This window comes from Kitasatospora purpeofusca (assembly GCF_042691725.1).
GTDB lineage: Bacteria > Actinomycetota > Actinomycetes > Streptomycetales > Streptomycetaceae > Kitasatospora > Kitasatospora purpeofusca_B.
In genome coordinates this window covers 7583568-7604622 of sequence record NZ_CP170483.1, presented here as the reverse complement: position 1 = coordinate 7604622, position 21055 = coordinate 7583568, and the positions used below count along the sequence as shown (strand labels likewise).

Annotated in this window: 18 protein-coding genes; 6 read left to right on the top strand and 12 right to left on the bottom strand. The window is 75.6% G+C overall.

All coding sequences use genetic code 11. From position 1 onward, the window contains the following. Window positions 1-23: 23 nt before the first annotated feature. The 6 genes from ACFCLZ_RS32815 to ACFCLZ_RS32790 form a co-directional block, all read right to left on the bottom strand. The gene (locus tag ACFCLZ_RS32815; protein WP_380281513.1) at window positions 24-1853 is read right to left on the bottom strand and encodes a dipeptide ABC transporter ATP-binding protein; all 1830 of its coding nucleotides are present in this window, start codon (window positions 1851-1853) and stop codon (window positions 24-26) included. Continuing rightward, the gene (locus tag ACFCLZ_RS32810; RefSeq protein ID WP_380281512.1) at window positions 1850-2701 is read right to left on the bottom strand and encodes an ABC transporter permease; all 852 of its coding nucleotides are present in this window, start codon (window positions 2699-2701) and stop codon (window positions 1850-1852) included. Before ACFCLZ_RS32810 ends, ACFCLZ_RS32815 begins: the two co-directional genes overlap by 4 nt. Next, complete coding sequence (locus ACFCLZ_RS32805) at window positions 2698-3657, bottom strand: ABC transporter permease (RefSeq protein ID WP_380281511.1); 960 nt, start codon at window positions 3655-3657, stop codon at window positions 2698-2700. Before ACFCLZ_RS32805 ends, ACFCLZ_RS32810 begins: the two co-directional genes overlap by 4 nt. A 161-nt stretch (window positions 3658-3818) precedes the next feature. Continuing rightward, window positions 3819-5384, bottom strand: coding sequence for an ABC transporter substrate-binding protein (locus tag ACFCLZ_RS32800; RefSeq protein ID WP_380281510.1), 1566 nt, complete (start codon window positions 5382-5384; stop codon window positions 3819-3821). A 44-nt stretch (window positions 5385-5428) separates the two neighbouring features. Continuing rightward, window positions 5429-6238 carry a polysaccharide lyase gene (locus ACFCLZ_RS32795; RefSeq protein ID WP_380281509.1) on the bottom strand — a complete coding sequence of 270 codons (810 nt, stop codon included), beginning with the start codon at window positions 6236-6238 and terminating at the stop codon, window positions 5429-5431. Between the two features lie 81 nt (window positions 6239-6319). After that, on the bottom strand, window positions 6320-7906 hold the full coding sequence (locus tag ACFCLZ_RS32790) for a DUF3604 domain-containing protein (protein WP_380281508.1): 1587 nt from the start codon (window positions 7904-7906) through the stop codon (window positions 6320-6322). Between the two features lie 261 nt (window positions 7907-8167). Here ACFCLZ_RS32790 and ACFCLZ_RS32785 point away from each other — a divergent pair, with 261 nt between their 5' ends. After that, window positions 8168-9190 (top strand): hypothetical protein, encoded by a 1023-nt coding sequence (locus ACFCLZ_RS32785; protein WP_380281507.1) that lies wholly within the window; start codon window positions 8168-8170, stop codon window positions 9188-9190. Between the two features lie 151 nt (window positions 9191-9341). Here the strand turns inward: ACFCLZ_RS32785 and ACFCLZ_RS32780 are convergent, their stop codons facing one another. After that, a complete protein-coding gene (locus tag ACFCLZ_RS32780) occupies window positions 9342-9776 on the bottom strand; it encodes a MarR family winged helix-turn-helix transcriptional regulator (protein WP_380286366.1) in 435 nt (144 codons plus the stop codon). Window positions 9777-9892: 116 nt separating this feature from the next. Here ACFCLZ_RS32780 and ACFCLZ_RS32775 point away from each other — a divergent pair, with 116 nt between their 5' ends. After that, window positions 9893-10822 carry an alpha/beta fold hydrolase gene (locus ACFCLZ_RS32775; protein ID WP_380281506.1) on the top strand — a complete coding sequence of 310 codons (930 nt, stop codon included), beginning with the start codon at window positions 9893-9895 and terminating at the stop codon, window positions 10820-10822. A gap of 361 nt (window positions 10823-11183) precedes the next feature. Here ACFCLZ_RS32775 and ACFCLZ_RS32770 read toward each other — a convergent pair whose 3' ends face one another. Beyond that, complete coding sequence (locus ACFCLZ_RS32770) at window positions 11184-11897, bottom strand: TetR/AcrR family transcriptional regulator (RefSeq protein WP_380281505.1); 714 nt, start codon at window positions 11895-11897, stop codon at window positions 11184-11186. 108 nt (window positions 11898-12005) lie between these two features. Between ACFCLZ_RS32770 and ACFCLZ_RS32765 the strand changes: the two genes are divergently transcribed. After that, on the top strand, window positions 12006-13535 hold the full coding sequence (locus ACFCLZ_RS32765) for an MFS transporter (RefSeq protein WP_380281504.1): 1530 nt from the start codon (window positions 12006-12008) through the stop codon (window positions 13533-13535). Here the strand turns inward: ACFCLZ_RS32765 and ACFCLZ_RS32760 are convergent. Continuing rightward, window positions 13529-13792, bottom strand: a complete 264-nt coding sequence (locus tag ACFCLZ_RS32760) for a dsRBD fold-containing protein (protein ID WP_350547934.1) — start codon at window positions 13790-13792, stop codon at window positions 13529-13531. The genes ACFCLZ_RS32765 and ACFCLZ_RS32760 overlap by 7 nt on opposite strands. A 338-nt stretch (window positions 13793-14130) precedes the next feature. Here ACFCLZ_RS32760 and ACFCLZ_RS32755 point away from each other — a divergent pair, with 338 nt between their 5' ends. Next, a complete protein-coding gene (locus ACFCLZ_RS32755) occupies window positions 14131-15123 on the top strand; it encodes a DMT family transporter (protein ID WP_380281503.1) in 993 nt (330 codons plus the stop codon). 18 nt (window positions 15124-15141) lie between these two features. Next, entirely contained in the window at window positions 15142-15819 is a 678-nt protein-coding gene (locus tag ACFCLZ_RS32750) for a DUF6629 family protein (RefSeq protein ID WP_380281502.1), read from the top strand. A gap of 81 nt (window positions 15820-15900) precedes the next feature. Here ACFCLZ_RS32750 and ACFCLZ_RS32745 read toward each other — a convergent pair whose 3' ends face one another. The 3 genes from ACFCLZ_RS32745 to ACFCLZ_RS32735 form a co-directional block, all read right to left on the bottom strand. Beyond that, the gene (locus ACFCLZ_RS32745; protein ID WP_380281501.1) at window positions 15901-17271 is read right to left on the bottom strand and encodes an MFS transporter; all 1371 of its coding nucleotides are present in this window, start codon (window positions 17269-17271) and stop codon (window positions 15901-15903) included. Then, on the bottom strand, window positions 17268-17903 hold the full coding sequence (locus ACFCLZ_RS32740) for an ArsR/SmtB family transcription factor (protein WP_380281500.1): 636 nt from the start codon (window positions 17901-17903) through the stop codon (window positions 17268-17270). Before ACFCLZ_RS32740 ends, ACFCLZ_RS32745 begins: the two co-directional genes overlap by 4 nt. 136 nt (window positions 17904-18039) lie before the next feature. Further along, a complete protein-coding gene (locus tag ACFCLZ_RS32735) occupies window positions 18040-18969 on the bottom strand; it encodes a hypothetical protein (protein WP_380281499.1) in 930 nt (309 codons plus the stop codon). A gap of 343 nt (window positions 18970-19312) precedes the next feature. Here ACFCLZ_RS32735 and polX point away from each other — a divergent pair, with 343 nt between their 5' ends. Continuing rightward, on the top strand, window positions 19313-21043 hold the full coding sequence (gene polX, locus ACFCLZ_RS32730) for a DNA polymerase/3'-5' exonuclease PolX (protein WP_380281498.1): 1731 nt from the start codon (window positions 19313-19315) through the stop codon (window positions 21041-21043). Window positions 21044-21055: the final 12 nt, after the last annotated feature.

Below are 21055 nucleotides of genomic sequence, written 5' to 3'. Positions count from 1 at the left end.
TCGGGCGGGGACGGTGGCAGGGTTCAGTGCTGCCCGGCGGCGGCGAGCAGCTGCCGGGTGTAGGGGTGCTCGGGTGCGGTGAACAGCCGCTCGGCGGGGGCCTGTTCGACCACCCGGCCGTGCCGCATCACCAGCACCTCGTCACAGAGGTGGCGGACCAGCGCGAGGTCGTGGGAGATGAACACCAGGCCGATGCCGGTGCGGCGGCGCAGGTCGATCAGCAGGTTGAGGATCTGCGCCTGCACGGAGACGTCCAGCGCGGAGGTCGGCTCGTCCGCCACCAGGACCTCCGGGCCGACGGCGAGCGCCCGGGCGATCGCCACCCGCTGGCGCTGTCCGCCGGACAGCCGGTGCGGCAGCGCTTCCAGCAACGCGGCCGGGAGCCCGACGAGTTCGATCAGCTCGTCGATGCGCCCGAGCGGCAGCCCGTGGGCGAGCAGGGGCTCGGCGAGCGCCTCGCGCACGGTCATCCGCGGGCTGAGCGAGGCGTACGGGTCCTGGAAGACGAACTGGACCCGGCGGCGCAGCGCGCGCTCCTCGGCCCCGCTGGCCCCGTCCCAGGACCGGCCGCCGACCCGGACGCTGCCGGACTGCGGGCGCAGCAGCCCGAGCAGGGCGCGGGCCAGCGTCGACTTGCCGGAACCGGATTCGCCGATCACCCCGACGGCCCGGCCGGGCGCGGCGGTCAGGCCGACGCCGTCGAGCGCGGGCGCGCCCCGGCGGCGTCCGTAGCGGACGGTGAGGTTCTCGGCGACCAGCACCGGCTCGGTGGCGGTCTCCGGCACCGCGGGCTCCTCCGGCACCGCGGAAAGGTCCTCGGCCGGGGCCTCCTCCCCCGGCGCCACCGGCACATGACAGGCGTACCCGCGCTCCCCGTCCACCGCCGGCTCCGTCACCCACCCCGGCGCCTCCTGCGCGCACCGCTCCACCGCGGCGGCGCAGCGCGGGGCGAACGCGCAGCCCGGCAGCGGCTCCCCGGCGGCGGGCGGGCGGCCGCCGATCACGGCGAGCGGCAGCCCGCGCGGGCCGTCCAACCGGGGCACGGCGGCCAGCAGCCCGGCCGTGTAGCGGTGCCGCGGCGCCGCCAGCAGCCGCTTCACCGGGGCGCGTTCGGCGATCCGTCCGGCGTACATGACCTGGACGGTGTCGCAGGTGCGGGCGACCACGCCGAGGTCGTGGGTGATCAGCAGGACGGCGGTGCCGGTCTCGTCGCGGAGCCGGACGAGCAGGTCGAGGATGCCGGCCTGGGTGGTGGGGTCGAGGGCGGTGGTGGGTTCGTCGGCGATCAGCAGGTCGGGCCGGTTGGCCATCGCCATGGCGATCAGCACCCGCTGGCGCATGCCGCCGGAGAACTCGTGCGGGCGGTCGCGGTGGCGGCGGGCCGGCTCGGGGATGCCGACGAGGTCGAGGAGTTCGAGCGCGCGGGCGCGGGCGTCGGTGCGGCTCGCGCCGTGCACCAGGGCGGCCTCGGCGAGTTGGCGGCCGATCGGCATCCGGGGGTTGAGGTAGGCGAGCGGGTCCTGGAAGACCATGCCGATCCGCCGGCCCCGCACGGCGCGGACGGCGGGCTCGGGGAGGGCGAGCAGATCGGTGCCGTCCAGGCGGACGGTGCCGGCGGTGGTCCGGCAGCCGGGCGGGAGCATCCGGTTGGCGGCCAGCGCGGTGAGCGTCTTGCCGGATCCGGACTCGCCGACCAGGCCGAGGATCTCGCCCGGGCGGACCGTGAAGTCCACGCCGTGGACCACCTGGTGGGGTCCGGCGCTGACGCGCAGCCCGGCCACCTCCAGCAGCGGCGGTGCGGTGGTCCCGGCCGGTGCGGCGGCGGTCGGGGTGTTCGTCGTCGGCGCGGTCACCGCAGCTTCTCCCGGTTGAACGAGTCGGCGAGCAGGGTCAGCCCGAAGACCAGCAGGCCCAGCAGCAGCACCGGAGCGAGGGCGTAACCCGGGTGCAGGAAGAGGTACTTGCTGCCGGTGTTGATCATCGTGCCGAGCGAGGGGGTGGGCGGCTGGATGCCGAAGCCGAGCACGCTCAGGCCGCCCTCGATCTTGGCGGCGTGCGCCATCGCCACGGCCAGCAGCGCGGTGGCGGCGTCGGTGACGTTGGGCAGCACGTACCGGCGCAGGGTGCGGGCGCGCGGCACGCCGAGCACCCGGGCGGCCACCACGTGGTCGCGGGCGAGCTGGGCGAGCAGGGCGGCGCGGGCCTGCCGGCCGAAGGCGGGCAGCGCGCTGAGCACGACGGTGACCACGACGCTGCCGAGGCCGGGACGGACGATCAGCGCGATGGCCAGGCCGAGCAGCAGCCCGTGGAAGCCGAGCAGCAGGTCGAACAGGCGCTGGACGGCCTCGCCGAGCAGCCGGTTCACCCCGCCGAGCAGCCCGAGCAGGGTGCCGAGCACGGCGGCGGCGGGGACGGCCAGCAGGCAGACCAGCAGCTCGATCCGGACCCCGTACAGCGCGCGGGCCAGCAGATCGCGGCCGACCTCGTCGGTGCCGAGCGGGTGCGACCAGGACGGTCCGGCCAGCGCCTCCCGGCCCTGCTGGTAGGGGTCGGCGGGGAGCAGCAGCGGGCCGAGCAGCCCGAGCAGCACCACCAGGGCGACCAGCACCGCCCCGGTCCGGGCGCGCCGACCGCGCAGCGCGGCGGGCAGGGCGGGCCGCCAACGGCGTCCCCCGGCGGCGGACGTGGCCGTGGTGCTCATCGGGCCTCCCCGGCGCCGGCGTGGGCGATCCGCGGGTCCAGCCGGCCGACCAGCAGCTCGGAGCCGAGCTGCACGGTGACGGCCACCGCGACCGCGAGCATGATCAGGGTCTGCGCGACGGGGTAGTCCCGCTGGTTGATCGCGTCGAGCAGCAGCTGCCCGAGGCCGTGCCGGGCGAACAGCTGCTCGGCGACGACGGCGCCGCCGAGCAGCTCGCCCAGGTTGAGCCCGAACTCGACGCAGAACGGCGCGAGGCTGTTGGGCAGCACGTGCCGCAGCAGGATCCGCCGGGGCGGGGCGCCCTTGGCGATCGCGGTGAGCACGAACTCCTCCTGCCGGGTGCGCCGGAGCTCGGTGGCGAGCAGCCGGGCGAGCACCACCGAGCCGGGCAGGGCGAGCGCGACGGCGGGCAGCGCCAGGTACTGCACGGCCAGGTCCGGCGCGGTGAACAGGTCCTTCTCGCCGCCGGCCGGCAGCACGCGCAGCAGCACGGCGAAGACGAAGACGAACAGCACCGCCGTGACGTAGACCGGCAGGGCGAGGACGGCGGTGGTGAGCGGGTCGAGCGCCCGGGCCAGCCGGCCGCGCCGCTCGGCGGCCAGCGCGGCGCCCAGCAGCAGGCCGAGGACGAGCATCAGCAGGCCGGCGGCGAGGGCGAGTTGGACGGTCGAGCCGAGGCTCTGGCCGATCATCCGGGTGACCGGTTCGCGGTAGTGGAAGGAGAGCCCGGGGTCGCCGCCGAGCAGGCCGCCCAGCCAGCTGAAGTACTGGGCGGGCAGCGGCCGGTCCACGCCGAGCTGGCGGCCGAGGTGGTCGCGCTGCTCCTGGTCGGCCTCGGCGCCGAGGGCGGCGGAGACCGGGTCGCCGGGGGCCAGGCGGAGCAGCAGGAAGACGGCCATCGAGGCGAGCCAGAGGGTGGCCAGGGCTCCGGCGGCCTTTCTGGTCCAGTACGGCACGGGGTTCTCCGGGGGTGGGCGGCGGGACGGCGGCGTTACGGGGGCGGGCTGGTTCACCGTCCCCGGGCGGTGGGGGTCGTCCGGGGACGGCGGTCGGCGGTCGACGGGCAGCGGGGCAGCGGGCGGCGGGCGGCGGACGGCCGACCACGCGGGCCGGCGGCTCAGGCGTCCCGGCGGGTGTCGGTCAGCTTCAGGTAGCCCAGCGCGCTGGTGGACACGTCCCGCACCGAGGAGGCGAAGGCGTAGGTCTCCCAGGCGTGCGCGAGCGTGATGTGGAAGGACTGCGCGAGCAGGTACTCGGACAGCTCGTGGTTGACGTCGGCGCGGGCCTGCTCGTCGGCGGCCGCGAAGGCGCGCGCCTGGAGGTCGGCGTAGGCCGGGTCGGTGACGTGCGAGGTGTTCTTGCCGACCTGCAGCGGCCCGGAGACGGTGATCCCGCTGAGCGGGGAGACGCTGACCATGCCGTGGTTGGCCACGAACAGGCCCTCCAGGGTGCCCTGCTGGATCTTCGGCTGGAGGGCGGCGTTGTCCAGCAGCTGCACGTCGACGCCGAAGCCGGCCTGCTCCAGGTCGTACTTCACCAGCTCGACCAGCGAGCTGAAGACCGGCGAGTTGGCGGCGGTGAGCGGCACCCGGGCGCCCTCGGCACCGGCCTCGCGCAGCAGCCCGCGCGCCTTCTCCGGGTCGTGCCGGTAGCGGGTGACCTGGTCCGGGGTGACGCCGGGGGTGGTGGAGGGCCAGGGCAGGCTGCTGGCCTCGGCGTGGCCGCCGTAGACCTGGGCGACGATCCGCTCGCGGTCCACCGCGTACTGCAGCGCCTGGCGGACCCGAAGGTCGTCGAAGGGCTTGGAGGCGACGTTCACGCCGAGGAACGCCTGCTGGTAGGAGGCCTTGGCGGACTGCACGGTGAAACCGGGGTTGCCCGCCAGCACCTTGAGGTCCCGCCCGGGGACGGCACCGATCAGGTGGCCCTGCCCGGACTGCAGGGCGGACAGCGCGGCCTGGCTGCTGGTCACCGAGCGGACGGTGATCCGCTCGAAGCGCGGGCGCCCGCTCTGCCAGTACCGCTCGTTGCGGGCGAGGTCGAGCTGGTTGCCGCCCTTGAAGGACTGCCAGGAGAACGGGCCGGTGCCGTTGACGGTGTCGCTCGCCCGGCCCTCGACGTACGTCCGCGCGTCCACCACCGGGTTGAAGGCGAGCGCGTCGAACAGGTTGCTGGTGGGCTTGGCCAGGGTGAGGGTGACCTCGTTCCGCGCGCTGGCCTTCACATCGGCGAGGCGCTCCAGCAGCGGCTTGACCTGCGAGCTCTTGGTGGCGCCGACCAGCGAGAAGACGACGTCGTCGGCCTCCAGCGCGCGCCCGTCGTGGAAGGTGACGTCCTCGCGCAGCTTGAGCACCAGCTTCAGCCGGTCCGCGCTCCACTCCCAGGAGGTGGCCAGCCACGGCACCGGCTGGAGGGTGGCCGGGTCGAGGTCGACCAGCCGGTCCAGCACGAGGTTGACGAACGCCGGGGTGTCCGGGCCGCGGTGGAGCAGTTGGGTCGGGTCGGGCGCGCTGCCGTACACGATCTGCAGGTCGGGCGCGGACGCCGCGGCGGTGCCGCCGGGGGCGGCGCCCGCGTCCGGGTCGGTGGCCGAGCGGCAGCCCGCCGCCAGCAGGGCCGCTCCGGCGCTCAGGCCCAGGAAGCCTCTTCGGGGCAGGCCGGGGTGACGGGCCGCTTCGCTCATGGTGCTGCTACCTCTTGTGGTGGTTGGGGGGTGGGGCGGCCGGCTCAGTACTGGGTGACGACCACGCTGTCGCTGTAGAGCACCACGTCGGGCCCGCCGGTCGGGTACGGGATGCCCTTGGCGGGGTTCCAGTTGGCGCGGTAGATCCCGGTCTTGAAGTACGGGGCCTGGTTCTGGTGGTAGTTGTTGAGCCCGCTGTGCGCGCCGACCTGGACGCCGTCGCGGTACACCGTGATCGAGCCGGGCGTGGTGGCGGTGGACCAGGTGATGTCGAACGCCCACTGGTTCCAGTGCCCGAACTGCACGGTGCCGAGCGGGATCACCGCCTCGGCGACGGTGGTCGGGTCGGTCAGCCAGTGCACCTTGAGGCGCCAGCTGCCGTCCTTGACGGTGAGCGCGATCGGCGGCTTGGTGTCGCTGCCGTCGGCGAGCGGGTAGCCGTGCCACTGGGCGACGATGGTCTCGGTGGAGGTCTGCACCCAGTCGGCGGGCAGGTAGTCGGCGAGGGCGAAGCGGTAGCTGCCCCAGCCGAGGGCGTTGACGGCGACCTCGGAGCGGTAGGACGCGCCGTCGTTGGGGACGCTGAAGCGGGCGGCGAGGCCGGAGCCGCCGGCGGGCGCTCCGGTGACGGTGATGCTGCCGTTGCCGTCGATGCGCTGGCGGGTCCACTGGGAGACGGTGCCGGACTCGAAGTCGTCGGCGAACACCGTGGTGGCGGCCGTGGTGGCGGTCGCGGCGCTCGCGGTGGTCGCGGCGGTGCTCGCGACGGCCGCCGGGGCGGCGAGGGTGCCGGTCAGCAGGGCGGCGGCCAGCGCGGTGCCGGCGGCGCGGCGCGCGGAGATGCGGGCGGACATGGTGGTACTCCTCGATCGGTGCGGGTCGGGTGTGACGGTGGGCGGTGACCGGGGCGGCCGGCCGACGACGGTTGGCAGGCGTCAGCCGGCCCGTCGACAGGACTCCGCCCGTCCGCCGCCACCCGCCCGGCCCACCCAGGTCGGGCTCGACCAGGCCCACTGGTCGTTCAGCTGCCGGACCCGCACGTGGTAGAAGTCGCCGTCCCCGCCCGGCCGTTCGTCGACCAGGTCGAGATCGGCGGTGAGCTCCCGATCGGGCACCGCCCGGTCGAAGCGGAAGGCGCCGGAGACGAAGCCGCCGATGAAGCCGGTCCGCGGACCCTGCCGCAACTCGCCGACGCTGTAGGAGGTTTCGACCCCGTTGACGAGCGCCGTCAGCCTGGTCCGGTCGTCGCCGACGACGGCCAGCGAGAAGCCCTGGGTGGCGTCGGTCGCGGTGTTCGGGTTGCCCTCGGTGACGGTCCGCAGCCGCAGCTCGCCCGGCCCGGTGCGCCGCCAGTCGTGCGGCCGGTAGCCGGCGGGCTCCGACTCGGCCGGCGCCACCGTCTCCGAGCCCCGCAACCGGGGCTGGACGTCCAGCAGTTCACCGCCCTCGACGCGCAGGGTGACGTCCCAGCGCACCGCCGCCTCGCGCCGCCCCCAGCCGACCGCGAAGCCGAGCGTGCCGTCGAAGCCCGCCTCCTGCCCCGCGGCGGCCAGGAGTTCGGGCCGGGAGAAACGGTGGATCGGCACGCCGTTGCGGACCACCTCGACGTGGTCGAGGGCGTCCCGGCCGCGCACGGTGACCTCGATCCGGCGGTGGTCGGCGGACGGCGCCTCGCCGCCCATCGGCACGCCGTTGACCGAGGTGGCGAGCAGGATGCGGTCGCCGGTGATCGCGTAGGTACGGCGCGCCTGGACCGCGTCCCAGACCGCCGGGCGGGTCAGCTCGGGCGCCCAGACGGCGAGTCGGCCGTGTCCGTGGCTGCCGGGGAAGGCGCTGTGGTGGTCGGTGGAGCCGATCAGCCCGAACCGGTGGCCGAGCCGGAGCCCGTGCACGGCGGTGCCGGCGGTGTCGCGCGGCCCCATGGTGTGCAGATAGGTGCGCGGCGCCTCGTCGGACTCGGCGCAGCCGTGCATCGACATCATCTCCACCACCGGGGCGAACTCCTCGGTGTAGCTGGACCAGTCGATGCCGCGCCGCCCGGTGCCGTACCCGATGTGGTGCGGGATCGCCCAGGTGCGCACGCCCTCGGCGGCCAGTGCGCGCAGCCGGACGCGCAGCCCCTCCAGGTCGGCGGCGCGGATGATCTCGCCGCGCGGGCCGTCGAAGTACACGCAGTGGTCGCCGTGGGCGAGGCTGTGCCACTCGAAGGACTGGAAGGTGACGAAGCGGCCGTCCTGGTGGGCGGCGGCGGTGACCTCCTGGACGTGCTCCCAGCGGTCGGCGAGCCGGGCGAAGCCCTCGGTGTGGTAGTCGACCAGGCCGGCCAGCTCGGGGGTGCGCTCGGGCAGGTCGTGCCACCAGCCGTGGCCGGTGACGCTGGCGAAGTCGAGCTGGAGGCGGGCGTTGGCGTAGGCGTCCTCGATCGGACCGTGGCCGTAGCTGATCCCGCAGTGGTTGTGGAGGTCTCCGACGTAGAGGCCGAGACCGCCGTAGCCAGGTGCGTCGGTGGTGGGGGCTGTCATCGGATCGGGCTTCCTCTGTTTGATCGACTCTGAGAAGAAGTTTTTCCCGATCTTGCAAGAAGGGTCAAGACCAGGCCGGGCTGCGTTGCCCGATCGCCACAGGGGGAAACATCCGATTCATAGAATCACTCCATGTGACAGGCCGCTCGCGCCCGGGACCGACATGACGGCCGCAGCCGGAACCCTCTCCGCCACTTTCTATCGATCTGATAGAAAGTGGCGGAGATCCCGCCCCTACCCCGTGAGGAAGACCCGCCGACGATGCCGATCACCACCCTGCCGACCGCGCCCGACCTCTCCGGCTCCGCCCTGGTCCGCGCCCCCGAACGCCCCGAGCCCGGCTACTGGGCCGGCTGCCCGAGCGTGCGCTACGAGCCCGACCGCGACCGCTTCCTGCTCACCTACCGCGAACGCCGCCCGCGCGGCGCGGGCGGTCCGGCCGGTGCGGGCGGCGCGGGCGGCGCCTCCGCCGGCCAGGACCGGGGCTGGCGCTGCGCGGTGGCCGAGAGCCGGGACGGCGTGGAGTTCCGCGACCTCTGGTCGGTGGAGCGGGCCGAGCTCGGCTCGCCCTCCATGGAACGCTTCGCCCTGCTCCGCCGCGACGGCGGCTACCTGCTCCACCTCAGCTACGTCGACCCCGCCGACCGGCGCTGGCGGATCGACGCCCTCCGCGCCGACACGCCCGAGGCCTTCGACCTCGCCACCCGCACCCCGGTCCTCACCGCCGACGGCACCGGAACCGAGGGCGTCAAGGACCCCTACCTGCTCGAACACGACGGCGGGGTCCGGCTGTTCGCCACGGTCTCGCGCGCCCGCGCCTTCACCGCCGAGGAGCAGGCCCGCGCCCACGCCGCCGCCGACATCCACACCACCGGCCTGACCGTCCAGCCCAGCGCACTCGCCGACTCCGCCGACGGCCTGCGGTTCACCGCGCCGACCGGCCGCGCCGCCGAGGTCCTCGACGTCGGCCCGGACACCGCCTGGGACGCCTACGAGTCACGGATCACCACCGTGCTGCCCGACGGCTCCGGCGGCTGGCTCGCGCTCTACGACGGCTCGGCCGACGCGGCCGGCAACTACGAGGAGCGCTGCGGACTCGCCGTCTCCACCGACCTGCGGCACTGGCAGCGCCTGACGCCGGACGGCCCGTGGCTGGACGTCCGCTACGCCGACGTCGTCGCGGCCCGGGGCCGCTGGTACCTGTACTACGAGCAGACCCGCCCGGACGGCGCGCACGAGCTGCGGGTCGCCGTCCTCGACGAGTTCGCCGGCCTGCGCCCCTGACCGGCCGGCTCCGGGGCGTCCGCCAGGCCCCCGGCGGCGCGGGCCGCGTCGCCGGGGTCGCCGGGGTCGCCGCCACGGGAGTGCCCGACCGTGGCGGCGGGGCCGCCTTCGCGCCGGGCCCGGGCTCCTCACCGCCCTCGGCCCGCGATCCTCACTCCGCCCGGGCCGCGGCCACCACCTCGGTCATGGTCGCCAGGAAGCGCCGGGCCACCGCGAGTTCCGCGTCCCCGAACGTCCCCATCGCGGCCACCAGATCGGCGATCAGCCCGCCGAAGAAGCCCTCGCCGAGCTCGATCGCGCGCTCCTCCACCAGCAGCCGCACCTTGCGGCGGTCCGCCGGGTCGCGCTCGCGCCGGATCAGCCCGAGCCGCTCCAGCCGGTCGACCAGCCCGGTCGTCCCCGCCGAGTTCAGCCCCAGCGCCTCGCCGAGCCGCCCCGGCGTGACCACCGTCCCGGCCCGCGCCGCGTCCAGCAGATGGATCAGCGCCCGCAGATCGGTCGGGTGCAGGCCGTTCCGTGCGGCGAACTCGGCGCCGAACAAGTCGAGTTCGACGGTCAGCCCGCGCAGCAGATGCACCAGCTGCATCGGCGTCCGCTCCGGCTCCACCTCAACTCCTTCCCTCGGGAGTGCTCCGGACGTATTCTCTCGTTGAGCGAGATACATGCTCGACGAGCGATTACGTCAAACCCTGGGGGAAGACTATGTCCGTACGCCCTGCCACCGGCCCCGCCCCCTCCCCCTCCGCCCTCGACACCTTCCTCGCCGCCTATGACGAAGCCCTCGCCCGCTGGCCCCTCCCCGTCGAGGCGCTGACCATCCCCACCACGTACGGCGCCACCCGGGTCAACGCCTGCGGCCCGCGTGACGGCCGCCCCCTCGTACTGCTGCCCGGGGGCGGCGCCACCGCCGCCTGCTGGTCCGCCAACGCCGCCGCCCTCGCCGGGGCCGGCCACCGGGTGCTCGCCGTCGACCTCATCGGCGACCCGGGCCGCAGCACCCTCGACCGCCCCCGCCTCGGCGGCCTCCCCGGCCTGCTCGGCTGGCTGGACGCCGTCCTCGACGGCCTGGAGGTACCCGCCGCCGACCTGGCCGGCCACTCGTACGGCGGGTGGATCGCCCTGCGGTACGCCCTGCACGCCCCGTCCCGGGTCCGTCGGCTCGCGCTGCTCGACCCGACCCGGTGCTTCGCCGGTTTCCGGGCCCGTTACCTGCCGCGCGCGCTGCCGCTCCTCCTGCCGCCGCGCACCGCCGCCAAGGCCCGCGCCTACCTCGACTGGGAGAGCGGCGGCACCGGCCTCGACCCCGCCTGGCGCGAGCTCTACGCCCTCGGCTTCGCGGGCTTCCCCGCCGCCCGCCCGGTCATCGGCCCCCGCCCGGGCGCGGCGGAACTGCGCGCCCTCGCCGCCCCCACCCTCGTCCTGCTCGCCGGACGGAGCCGCACCCACGACGCCCGCGCCGTGGCCGCCCGCGCCCGCCGGGCCCTGCCGGACGCGGCGGTCGCCGTCCTGCCCGACGCCTCCCACCACACCCTGCTGACGGCCCACTCCGACGAGCTGAACCGCCGCCTCACCGCCTTCCTGGCCCCCGGCAGGCCGGGCCGCGCCACCGTAGGCCGGTTCAGCAGGGGTTGAGCCAGTGGACCCAGCCCCACAGGGCGTCGGGGTCCGCGCTGCAGCCGCCGGGCGAGGGCCGGCCGACGTTGCCGTTCCGGTCGTAGAACTTGACGTACGGATAGGCTCCCTGGCTGTTGATCCACGAGCCGGTCCCGGTCCACGATCGGGTGCGATCCGGGCCCCTGGTCGGGCGTGCTCGAACTGGTCCGAGTGCGGCACTCATCGTCACCACCTCCACCGCCGGCCGCCATTGGCCCCGAGTATCAACCTCCGTGCGATCATGGGCAGTTCGCCACCAGGGAACCGTCCGGACACCGCCTCGTCGCGACCCGGGCCGGCCGGCGGGACCAGCTGCCGGCCTGCGCGGGGGCGGGCGGGATCACTCCCCCGCCAACCCGCCGATCAGCGCCGCCAGCGCCGTCTCCAGGTCCGCGCAGCTCTCCCCCACTCCCACGTAACCCACCTCCGCCAGCACCCGGCCCAGCGCGGGCAGCCGCTCGCGGTCCGCGGCTTCGATGACGGCCCGGCGCTGGCTCGGCTCACGGGGCGCACTGACGGGGTGCTCGGAGAGCAGCTCGCCGAGGACCAGCTGCCAGCAGGCGCGGAACGCCGCCAGCGCCCGCTCGGGCGACAGTCCGGCGGCCATCAGATCGGCGAGGCAGGCGTCGTTGAACGCCAGCGCGTTCCGGGCGACCAGCTCGCCCCGGATCAGGATGTGCAGCACCCAGGCGTGGCCGGCCATGTAGTCGTGGGCGCCGACCAGCCGCCGCAGCAACCGCTCCTGCGGCCCGGCGCCGGGCACGTCGAGCGGGAGACCCTCGGCGATCTGCTCCAGGACGGCGATCAGCAGCGCGTCGCGGTCGGCGACGTGCCGGTAGAGGGACGCGGGCGCCGTGCCGAGTTCGGTGGCGACGGCCCGCATGGTGAGCGCGTCGATGCCGTCACGCTCGATCACCCGGCGCCCGGCGGCGACCACCCCGGCCGTGGTCAGCCCGGGACGCGGCCGCCTGCGACCGTACTTGCCTCGCTCGGCGCCGTCCGGCCCGTCCACCTGGTGGTCGCCGGCCTCTGGCCGGCCGCTCCGTTCTGACACCCCGCCATCCTGCCATGCCTGCGCCAACCCCCCTCCCGACCTGGGCGCTTGCGCCGCCATTCAGGTAAGGCTTACCTTACGCGAACAACGTTCGCATTGGAGATCGCCATGCCCGGCACCGCGCCGTCCCGCCGCACCGCCCCGTCCGCCGCGGCCCCACCCGCCGCCGGCCCACCCGGCTCCGCCCCGCCCGGCAGCCGCGACCGCGCCGTCGCCCGGCCCGGCCTCGTCCTGGCCACCGTCTCCGTCTGCCAACTGATGGTCACGCTCGACGCCAGCATCGTGAACATCGCGCTCCCCGCCATGGGCGAGTCCCTCGGCTTCGCCGACAGCTCGCTGCCGTGGGTGGTCAACGCCTACGCGCTCGCCTTCGGCGGACTGCTGCTGCTCGGCGGCCGGATCGCCGACCTCGTCGGACACCGCCGCGCGGTGCTCTCCGGCCTGGTGCTGTTCGGTCTCGCCTCGGTGATCGGCGGGTTCGCGCAGACCCCCGCGCAGCTGGTCGCGGCCCGGGCCGGCCAGGGCGTGGCGGCGGCCGTGCTCGCCCCGATCGGGCTGACCCTGATCATGGTGACCTTCGCCGAGGGGGCCGCCAGGGCGAGGGCCGTCGGCATCTGGTCGATGGTGACGGCGGGCGGCAGCGCGCTGGGCGTCCTGCTCGGCGGCGTGCTGACGGACCTGCTCGACTGGCGCTGGGTGTTCTTCGTCAACGCACCGATCGTGCTCCTCGGCCTCGCCCTGGCGCTCCGTTCGGTGCCCGCCGTGCGCCCGCCGCTCACCGGCCGCCCCGACGTACTCGGCGCCGTGCTCGGCACCGGGGCGACGACCGTCCTGGTCTACGGCCTGATGGAGACCGAGCGCCACCCGTGGGGTTCGGGCCGGACGCTCGGGACGCTCGGCGCCGCCGTCCTGCTCGGGCTCCTCTTCCTGCTCTGGGAGACCCGGTTCGCCGACGCGCCGATCGTCCGGCCTGGCGTGCTGCGGGCCCGGACGGCCTGGGTGTCGAGCCTGCTCGTGACCCTGCTCGGCGCGGGCATGCTGGCCGGCTTCTACTTCTGCTCGCTGTTCCTGCAGAACGTGCTGGACTACGGGCCGTTGGCGGCCGGCGCGGCGTTCCTGCCGTTCTGCGCCGGGACGGCGGCGGGCAGCATGCTCGCGGGCCGCCTCACCGCCCGCTTCGGCGGCCGGGCCACGCTCACCGGCGCACTGCTGTTCTCGGCGCTGGGGATGCTCTGGTTCGGCGGTCTCGGCCTCGACTCCGACTACCTGACCGGCTTCGTCGGACCGTCGATCGTGACCAGCCTGGGCGTCGGCGTCTGCATGGTCGCCAACACCGCGATGGGCACCTCGGGCGTCGACCCGCGCGAGGCCGGGCTGGTCAGCGGGCTGCTCAACGCCGGCCGCCAGTGCGGCGGCAGCATCGGGCTCGCCGTCCTGTCCGCCGTCGCGGTGGCCGCCACCCACCGGGCCGCCACGGACGGGGACACCGCGCGGGCCGCCCTCGCCGCCGGCTACGACCAGGCGTTCGTGGTCACCGCCGGGGTGCTCGGCGTGGCCACCCTGCTCGCGCTGCTCTTCGTCCCGCCCCGCCACGCCACCGACCGGACGGCGGCGACGACGGCGCCGGCCCGTCAGTAGATCAGGTAACCCGGCCGGTGCCCCTCGTCCTCGATCTCGCCGTCGGCCTGCGCCTTCAGCTTGCGGGACAGTGCCTCCAGGGCGCGTGAGGCCGCGACCTCCTCACCGATCCGGGCGAGCGGGCGGTCGTCCACGCTCCTGGTCGACTCCCCGTGCGCGGTGAGGCCCGGGGCCCGGGCGCCGGTCAGCCTCGCCTGGCATCCGGTGTGGACGCCGTCCTCCTCGAAGCTCAGCTCCACATCCCACTGGTTGTGCATGCCACACCTCCTGGCGCCGGTCCCCCGTCGCGCCTGATCGGGCCGGTACGGGCGGCGCTCCCGCGGCGGCCGCTGACACCAGCGTGCGCCCCCCGGCGCGGGGGCGGCAACCGGGCACCGGGCCGCGCCGCCCGCCGTCGCACACCCCGCCGCGACCCGCCGGACGGCGCGGCTCCACGGGTCGGCGCCCCACCCCGGCGGTAGGCTGGCCCCAACGCGCCGATGCCGCGGGACACCCCGTGCCGGATCGCCGGGCCGCGCGGGCGGACCCGTCCGAGCAGCCGCCCCGGAGGCCGGCGGCGGTGCGGTGCGGTCAACAACCCTCGGGTGGTCCCTCCGTGGCGGTCTTCGTCCTGGCTCTGAGCGCCGCCTGCTTCCTGGGGCTCGGATTCGTCCTCCAGCAGCACGCGGCGCAGCGGGCCCCGCGCGCCGACCTGCTCCACTGGCGGCTGCTGCTGGACCTGCTGCGGATGCCGCAGTGGCTGCTCGGCACCGGCTTCATGATCACCGGGCTGATCCTCTCCGCGCTCGCCCTCAACAAGGGCGAGGTCTCGCTCGTCGAACCGCTGCTCGCCACCAACCTCATCTTCGCGATGGCGCTCGCCCGGGTGCTGACCCGCCAGACCCTCGGACGCTCGGGCTGGGCCGGGGTGCTGCTGCTCGCACTCGGTGTGACGACGTTCATCGTGGCCGGCCGGCCCACCGGCGGCGGGCCCCCGGCCAGCGAGCTGCGGCACTGGCTGGTGGTCGGCACGGTGGTCGGGCTGACGCTGCTGTTGATCTCCACGGCCCGCCGCCTGCCGCTGTTCGAGGAGGCGACCGTGCTCGCCCTCGCGGCCGGCCTGCTCTACGGACTCCAGGACGCGCTCACCCGCACCACCACCCAGCGACTCGACCACCAGGGGCTGGATGCCGTGCTGCGCAGCTGGCAGCCGTACGCGGTGGTGGCGGCCGGGGTGGTGGGACTGCTGCTGGTCCAGAGCGCCTTCGAGGCCGCACCGCTGCGGATGTCCCTGCCCGCGCTGACGGCCGCCCAGCCGATCAGCGGGATCGCCTGCGCGGTGGGGTTCCTCGGCGACCGCCTCCGGGTCACCCCCGGCGCCCTGGCCTGGCAGGCGGCCGGGCTGGTGGCCATCGTCGTCGGCGTGGTGGTGATCGGCCGCCACCCGGCCCTGCCCGGCACCGTCGGCGACACCCTGGAGTCCATCGGCGAAGTCCCGGACGACCCGGACGACGGCGCCACCGACGACCCGCCCGACGGCGCGCCCGACAACACAGCCGACGGCGCGACCGACAGCACGACCGACGACCCGCCCGCCGGCCACGGCTGACCGGCGGCAGGAGCCCCCATGTGCTGGAGTGCCCGAGCGGACCTCGTCGTCGGCGGCGCGGTGACGGCCGTCGGCGTGCTCGCCCTGGTCCGCGCCCACCGGGCCGGCCGACCCGAACGCCTGCCGCTGGCCGCGCTCCCGCTCGTGCTCGGCGTGCACCAGCTGATCGAGGCCGCGGTCTGGCTCGGAGCCGACGGCGAGCTGCCCGCCGCCCCGGCCGCCTGGGCCCGCACCGCCTGGGCGGTGATCGCCCTGCCGCTGCTCCCCCTGCTGGTGCCGCTCGGCGTACGCTGCGCGGCCCTCGACGCCGGCCGGTCCCGGCGGCGCCTGCTCACGGCCCTGGTCCTCCTCGGTCTCCTGGTGGCCGTGCCGCTGGCGCACGCCGTCGCGACCCACCCGGTCGGCGTCACCGCCCACGCCCACACCCTCGACTACCGCGTCGGCGTCCCGCACCCCGCCCTCCTGCTGGCCGGCTACCTCCTCGCCACCGTCGGCGCCCTGCTCGTCAGCGGCGACCGCGGGCTGCGCCGCCTCGGCCTGCTCACCGGCATCGGCGCGCTGGTCTGCGCCCTCCTCTGGCGGCTGGCCTTCATCTCCACCTGGTGCGCCCTCGCCGCGCTGGCCTCCGTCCTCCTCCTCCACTGGACGTCCACCCCTCGGCCCGCGCACCCGCACCGGCCACCGCCGCCCGGCTGACGGCCAGGCGGTGGCAGCGGTGGCAGCGGTGGCCCTTCGGCGTCGAGTACCGACGCGGCGACCGGTTCACCGCCGCCTGGGTCACTCCGCCGTCGACGCCCCCACCGGCAGGTGCGCCGGGTCGGGTGCCTTCTTCTCCGGTTCGCTGCTCGCGGCGGCGGCCGCCCGGGCGTGGCCGCGTTCGCGGTCCATCTGCCGCCACTCCGGTCGCAGGCCGGACAGGGTGGTGGTGACGAGGTACAGACCGCCGCACGTGAGCAGCACCGGTATCAGCCCCCACAGCGCCACCGCGGCGCCGGCCAGGAGGCCGCCCAGCGGGATACCGGCCCAGGCGAGCGAGTCGCCCAGGGCGTTGACCCGGCCCAGCAGGTGGCGCGGTACCCGCTCGAACAGGACGGCGCCGAGGATCGGATTGAGGAAGCCGGACCCGAAGCCGCTCAGCACGAACACGGCGACCACCACGCTCATCGGCGCGTCCAGGGCCAGGACGACGAACCTCGGGGCTCCGGCGAGCAGGAAGCCGGCGAAGAAGACCGCGCGGCGCGGAAGCCGGTGGGCGACCGCCGCCGCGATCAGGCTGCCGGCCACCGCGGCGACCCCCCAGACCGTCCCGGTCAGGCCGATCGCGGCCGGTCCGCCGCCCGAGTCCCGGGCCCAGACCGGGACCAGCACGGTCATGAACGCCGCGTCCAGGAGGTTGGTCACCGCGATCATCACGATGATCGCCAGCAGCAGGGGTTCACGCCGAAGGAACGCGAAGCCCTCCCGGAACAGCTGCCAGTAGCCGGCGGGCCGGTCGTCCCCGGCCGCGGCCGGGGGCGCGGCGGCGGCGCGGCCCGTTCCGCGCGGCAGCGCGACGGCGATGACCAGCGAGCCGAGCGCGAAGGCGATCGCATTGGCCGTCAGCCCGGCCATCGGACCGACCAGGGCGACCAGTCCGCCGCCGACCGCGGGGCCGATCGTGGTCGCCAGCCGCTCGGTCACACCGGCCAGGCCGGTGGCCCGTTCCAGCGGGACCCGGCCCCGGTCGGCCGCCTCGGGAACCATGACCTCCTTGGCGAGGTCCCCCGGGCCGCGGGCACCGCCGATCACCGCGACCATCACCAGCAGCAGCCAGAACGGCAGCAGCCCCAGCGCGTGCAGCAGCGGCACGAGGCCGGCCGCGACGGCGCTCACCGCGTCCGTGGTCCAGGAGACGACCCGCGGCCCGAGCCGGTCGATCACCGGACCGGTGAACGCCTTCACCAGCACGTAGGGCGCCAGTTCGACGAACGCGACCACGCCGGTCATCGTGGCGCTGCCGGTGGTGGCGAGCACGAACCACGGCAGGGCGATGGCCGACACCCGGGTACCGGTCAGCGAGACGGCCATCGCCGTCAGCACGCCGGCCATCGGCCACAGGCTGCGCGGCGTGGCCGCGGCCGGGGCGGCGCCCGTGGCCCGCGCGGTCATGGCCGCCGCTCCTTCGGCTCGTCGCCGGCCGCGCCGCCCTGCGGCTCGGGCAGCACGTGGACGACCACGGCCACCCGGTCCGTGCCCTCCGGCGCGGCTGCCCCCGGCTCGATCCGGCGGTAGCGGGCTATCACCGCCGAGAGGTCCCCGGCCAGGGCCCGGGCCTCCGCCGGGGTCAGCTGGAGCACCATGTCGCTGAGGTCCAGCGCGTGCCGCCACTCGACCGGCATCGTCTCGTACGCGTTGAGCGCCGTCTGCGCGGCCAGGGTGTGCGCGGCCACGATCGAGCGCAGATAGCCGAGCGCCGCCTCCGGCTCCTGCTCCGCGAGGTCGCTGTCGGTCCACCACGTGACCTGGTGGACCGCCTTCCACCAGCGGTCGCGGGCGTTGCCGCGCTCGGTGTCCTCGGCGACGAAGCCCGCGGCGGCCAGCTGGCGGAGGTGGTAGCTGGTCGCGCCGGAGTTCAGCCCCAGCTGCTCGGCCAGCCTGGTGGCGGTGGACGGCCCGTTCTTGCGGAGCAGCCCGATCAGCTGCACGCGCACGGGGTGGGCCAGGGCCCGCAGGCCCCTGGCGTCGATCACGACATCGGTCTGCGGGTCCGGGCTGTGCGGCCACCTGCGGTCATCGGTCATGGCAGCACCATAGGACCGCAAAGGACTCTTCGCAAAGGGTTTTTGCGAAGAACTCTTTGCGGATTCGAACAGGGCGGACGCCCACGCCCCGGCGGGAGCGCCCGCGAGGCCCCGCCGGGCGCCGACGGGCCCGCCCTCAGTCCCGCGCGACCGTCAGCACCACGACCACCGTGAGCCCGCCGCCGGGCGTCTGCTCCACCGACAGCCGGCCCCCGGCCGCCCGCACCAGGCCCGACATCGACGGCCCGACCCGCTCGGCCCCACCCGCGAGGCCGCCCTGGAGCCCGCCCTCCGGTCGGCCTTCGGGCCCGCCCGCACCGGCGTCACGCAGCCCGCCGCCGGACACCCCGCCGAGCAGCCACTGCCGCGCCTCCGGCGGCTCCGACGTGCCCCGGTCCACCACCCGGAGCTCGACCCGGGCCGGCTCCACCGCCCAGGGGTCCGGCCCGCCGAAGACCTCCGCGAACTCCACCCCGCCCGAACCGGCCCACCCGCCCGAACCACCTGAACCACCCGAACCACCCGAACCGCCCCGGCCGCCGAACCGAGGGTCCGGACCCGGCAGCGGATCGGCCCGGACCAGCACCCGGGCGCCCGGCGGATTGCGGCGGATCGCGTGGTCCACCAGCCCGGCCAGCGCCGCTTCCAGCCGCACCGAGTCCGCGACCACCACCGGCAGCCCCACCGGCACCCGCACCGTCACCGCCGACGCCCGGCCGCCGCCCCGCAGCACCCGCCCCACCAGCTCGGCCGGCTGCACGTGCCGCGCGTCCGGCACGCACCCGCCGGCCCGGTCCGTCCAGCGCAACCGCTCCAGCTCCGGCCGCGACAACGGCTGCGGCCCGGCCATGCCGCCGGTCCCGACCCGCCCCGGACGACCGGCGTCCGCCGGCCCCGCCACGCCGCCGAGCACTCCCGCGCGCCCGCCCGGTTCCTGCCGCCCGCCCCCGCCGACGCCCTTGACCAGCCGCGCGCCCGCCAACGCCCCGGACCGCCCGAGCGGGCCGAGCCCGCCCAGCGCCCGGGCGCCCGACGCGACGTAGCCCCAGAGCTTCCCGCCTGCCATCGTCCTGCCCCTCGTCCCGCGCGAACCGGGTCCGCCGCCTCCACGACGGCCCGGTGCGGGCCGCTTTCCCCGGCCCTGCGCCAAGCCTGCGCTCCCGCCGCCCGGGTGACAATCCGGCCCTCGGGCCCCGGAGGGCACTGCCACCCCTCCGACCAGCGGGGCCGTCACCCGCCGACCGACGGGAGCACCGCACCGGCGCGCGCCCTCCGCCGTGCGCCCCCACCCCGTCCCCCACCCCGTCCCCGATCCCGCCGTCACCCTGCCGCCCACCCCGCCGTCACCGTGCCGCCGCCTCGCCCCGGACTCCCGGGCCGGATCTGCGCCGCGAACCTAGACTGGCCCCATGGCCCGGCTCAACGACAAGGTCAGGGAGCTGCTCCAGGAGTACGCCGACCTGGTCTCGATCACCGGTGGCGACGCCTTCCGTGCCCGCGCCTACGAGAAGGCCGCCCGGGCGGTCGGCGGCCATCCCGACGACATCGACGGCCTGGACGCCAAGGGGCTCCAGCAAATCCCGGGCGTCGGGAAGTCCACCGCCGAGAAGATCGCCGAGTACCTCGCCTACGGACGGATCGAGGCGCTGGAGACGCTCCGGGCCGCGATCCCGGCCGGGGTCCGCGCCATGGTGTCGGTGCCCGGCGTCGGGCCGAAACGCGCCCTCGCGCTCTACCGCGACCTCGGCATCGCCTCCGTGGACGAGCTCGCCGAGGCGATCCGGGCCGACCGGCTGAGCGAGGTCCCCGGCCTGGGCGAGCGCAGCGGCGAGAAGATCCTGCACGGCATCGAGCTGATGCGGCAGTCCGGCGGCCGGACCCTGCTGGACGCCGCCACCGCGCTGGCCGACCAGCTCGTCGCGGCGCTGAGCGCCGTGCCGGGGTGCACCCGGTGCGCGTACGCGGGCTCGCTGCGCCGGATGCGCGAGACGGTCGGCGACATCGACGTGCTGGCCACCGCCGAGGACTCGGCGCCGCTGATGGCCGCGCTCACCGGGCTGCCCTTCGTGGCCGAGGTGATCGGCAGCGGGCCGACCAAGACCTCGGTGCGCACCACGGACGGCGTCCAGGTGGACCTGCGGGTGGTCCCCGAGGAGGACTGGGGCGCGGCGCTGGTGTACTTCACCGGCTCGAAGGCGCACAACATCAGGCTCCGGACGATGGCGGTCCGGGCCGGGCTGAAGCTCTCCGAGTACGGGCTGTTCGAGGCCGAGGGCGGCGGGAAGATCGTCTCGGCGAGCGAGGACGAGGTGTACGCGGCACTCGGCCTGCCGTGGATCGCGCCGCCGCTGCGCGAGGACCGGGGGGAGATCGAGGCCGCCCTGCGCGGCGAGCTGCCGGAGCTGGTGACCGAGGCGGACCTCCGCGGCGACCTGCACACCCACACCGACCTGACCGACGGGCTGGCCACCCTGGAGGAGATGATCGACACCGCGGCCGCCCGCGGTTACGCGTACTTCGCGGTCACCGACCACGCCCCCGACCTGGTGATGCAGCGGATGACCGACGAGAAGATGCTCGCCCAGCGCGAGCGGCTGCGCGCACTGGCCGGGCGCCACCGACGGATGCGGCTGCTGCACGGCACCGAGCTGAACATCGGACCGGACGGCACCGTGGACTGGCCGGCCGGGTTCCTGGCCGGGTTCGACGTCTGCGTGGCGTCCGTCCACTCGCACTTCGGCGCGGACCGGGACGCCCAGACCCGCCGGCTGATCCGGGCCTGCGAGAACCCGCACGTCCACGTCATCGGCCACCTCACCACCCGGCGGATCGGCCGGCGCGGGCCGATCGACGTCGACCTGGACGCCGTCTTCGCGGCCGCCGCCCGGACCGGCACCGCCGTCGAGATCAACAGCTCGCCCCAGCGCCTCGACCTGCGGGACGAGGACGTGCTGCGGGCCAAGCGCCACGGCGTGAAGTTCTCGATCGACAGCGACGCGCACGCGACCCCGCACCTCGCCTACCCCCGGTACGGGATCGGCACCGCGCAGCGCGCCTGGCTGAGCGCCGAGGACGTGATCAACACCTGGCCGTGGCAGCGCCTGAAGCGGTTCCTGCGCAAGGACGCGCTGCGCGACTGAACCGCCCGGGCG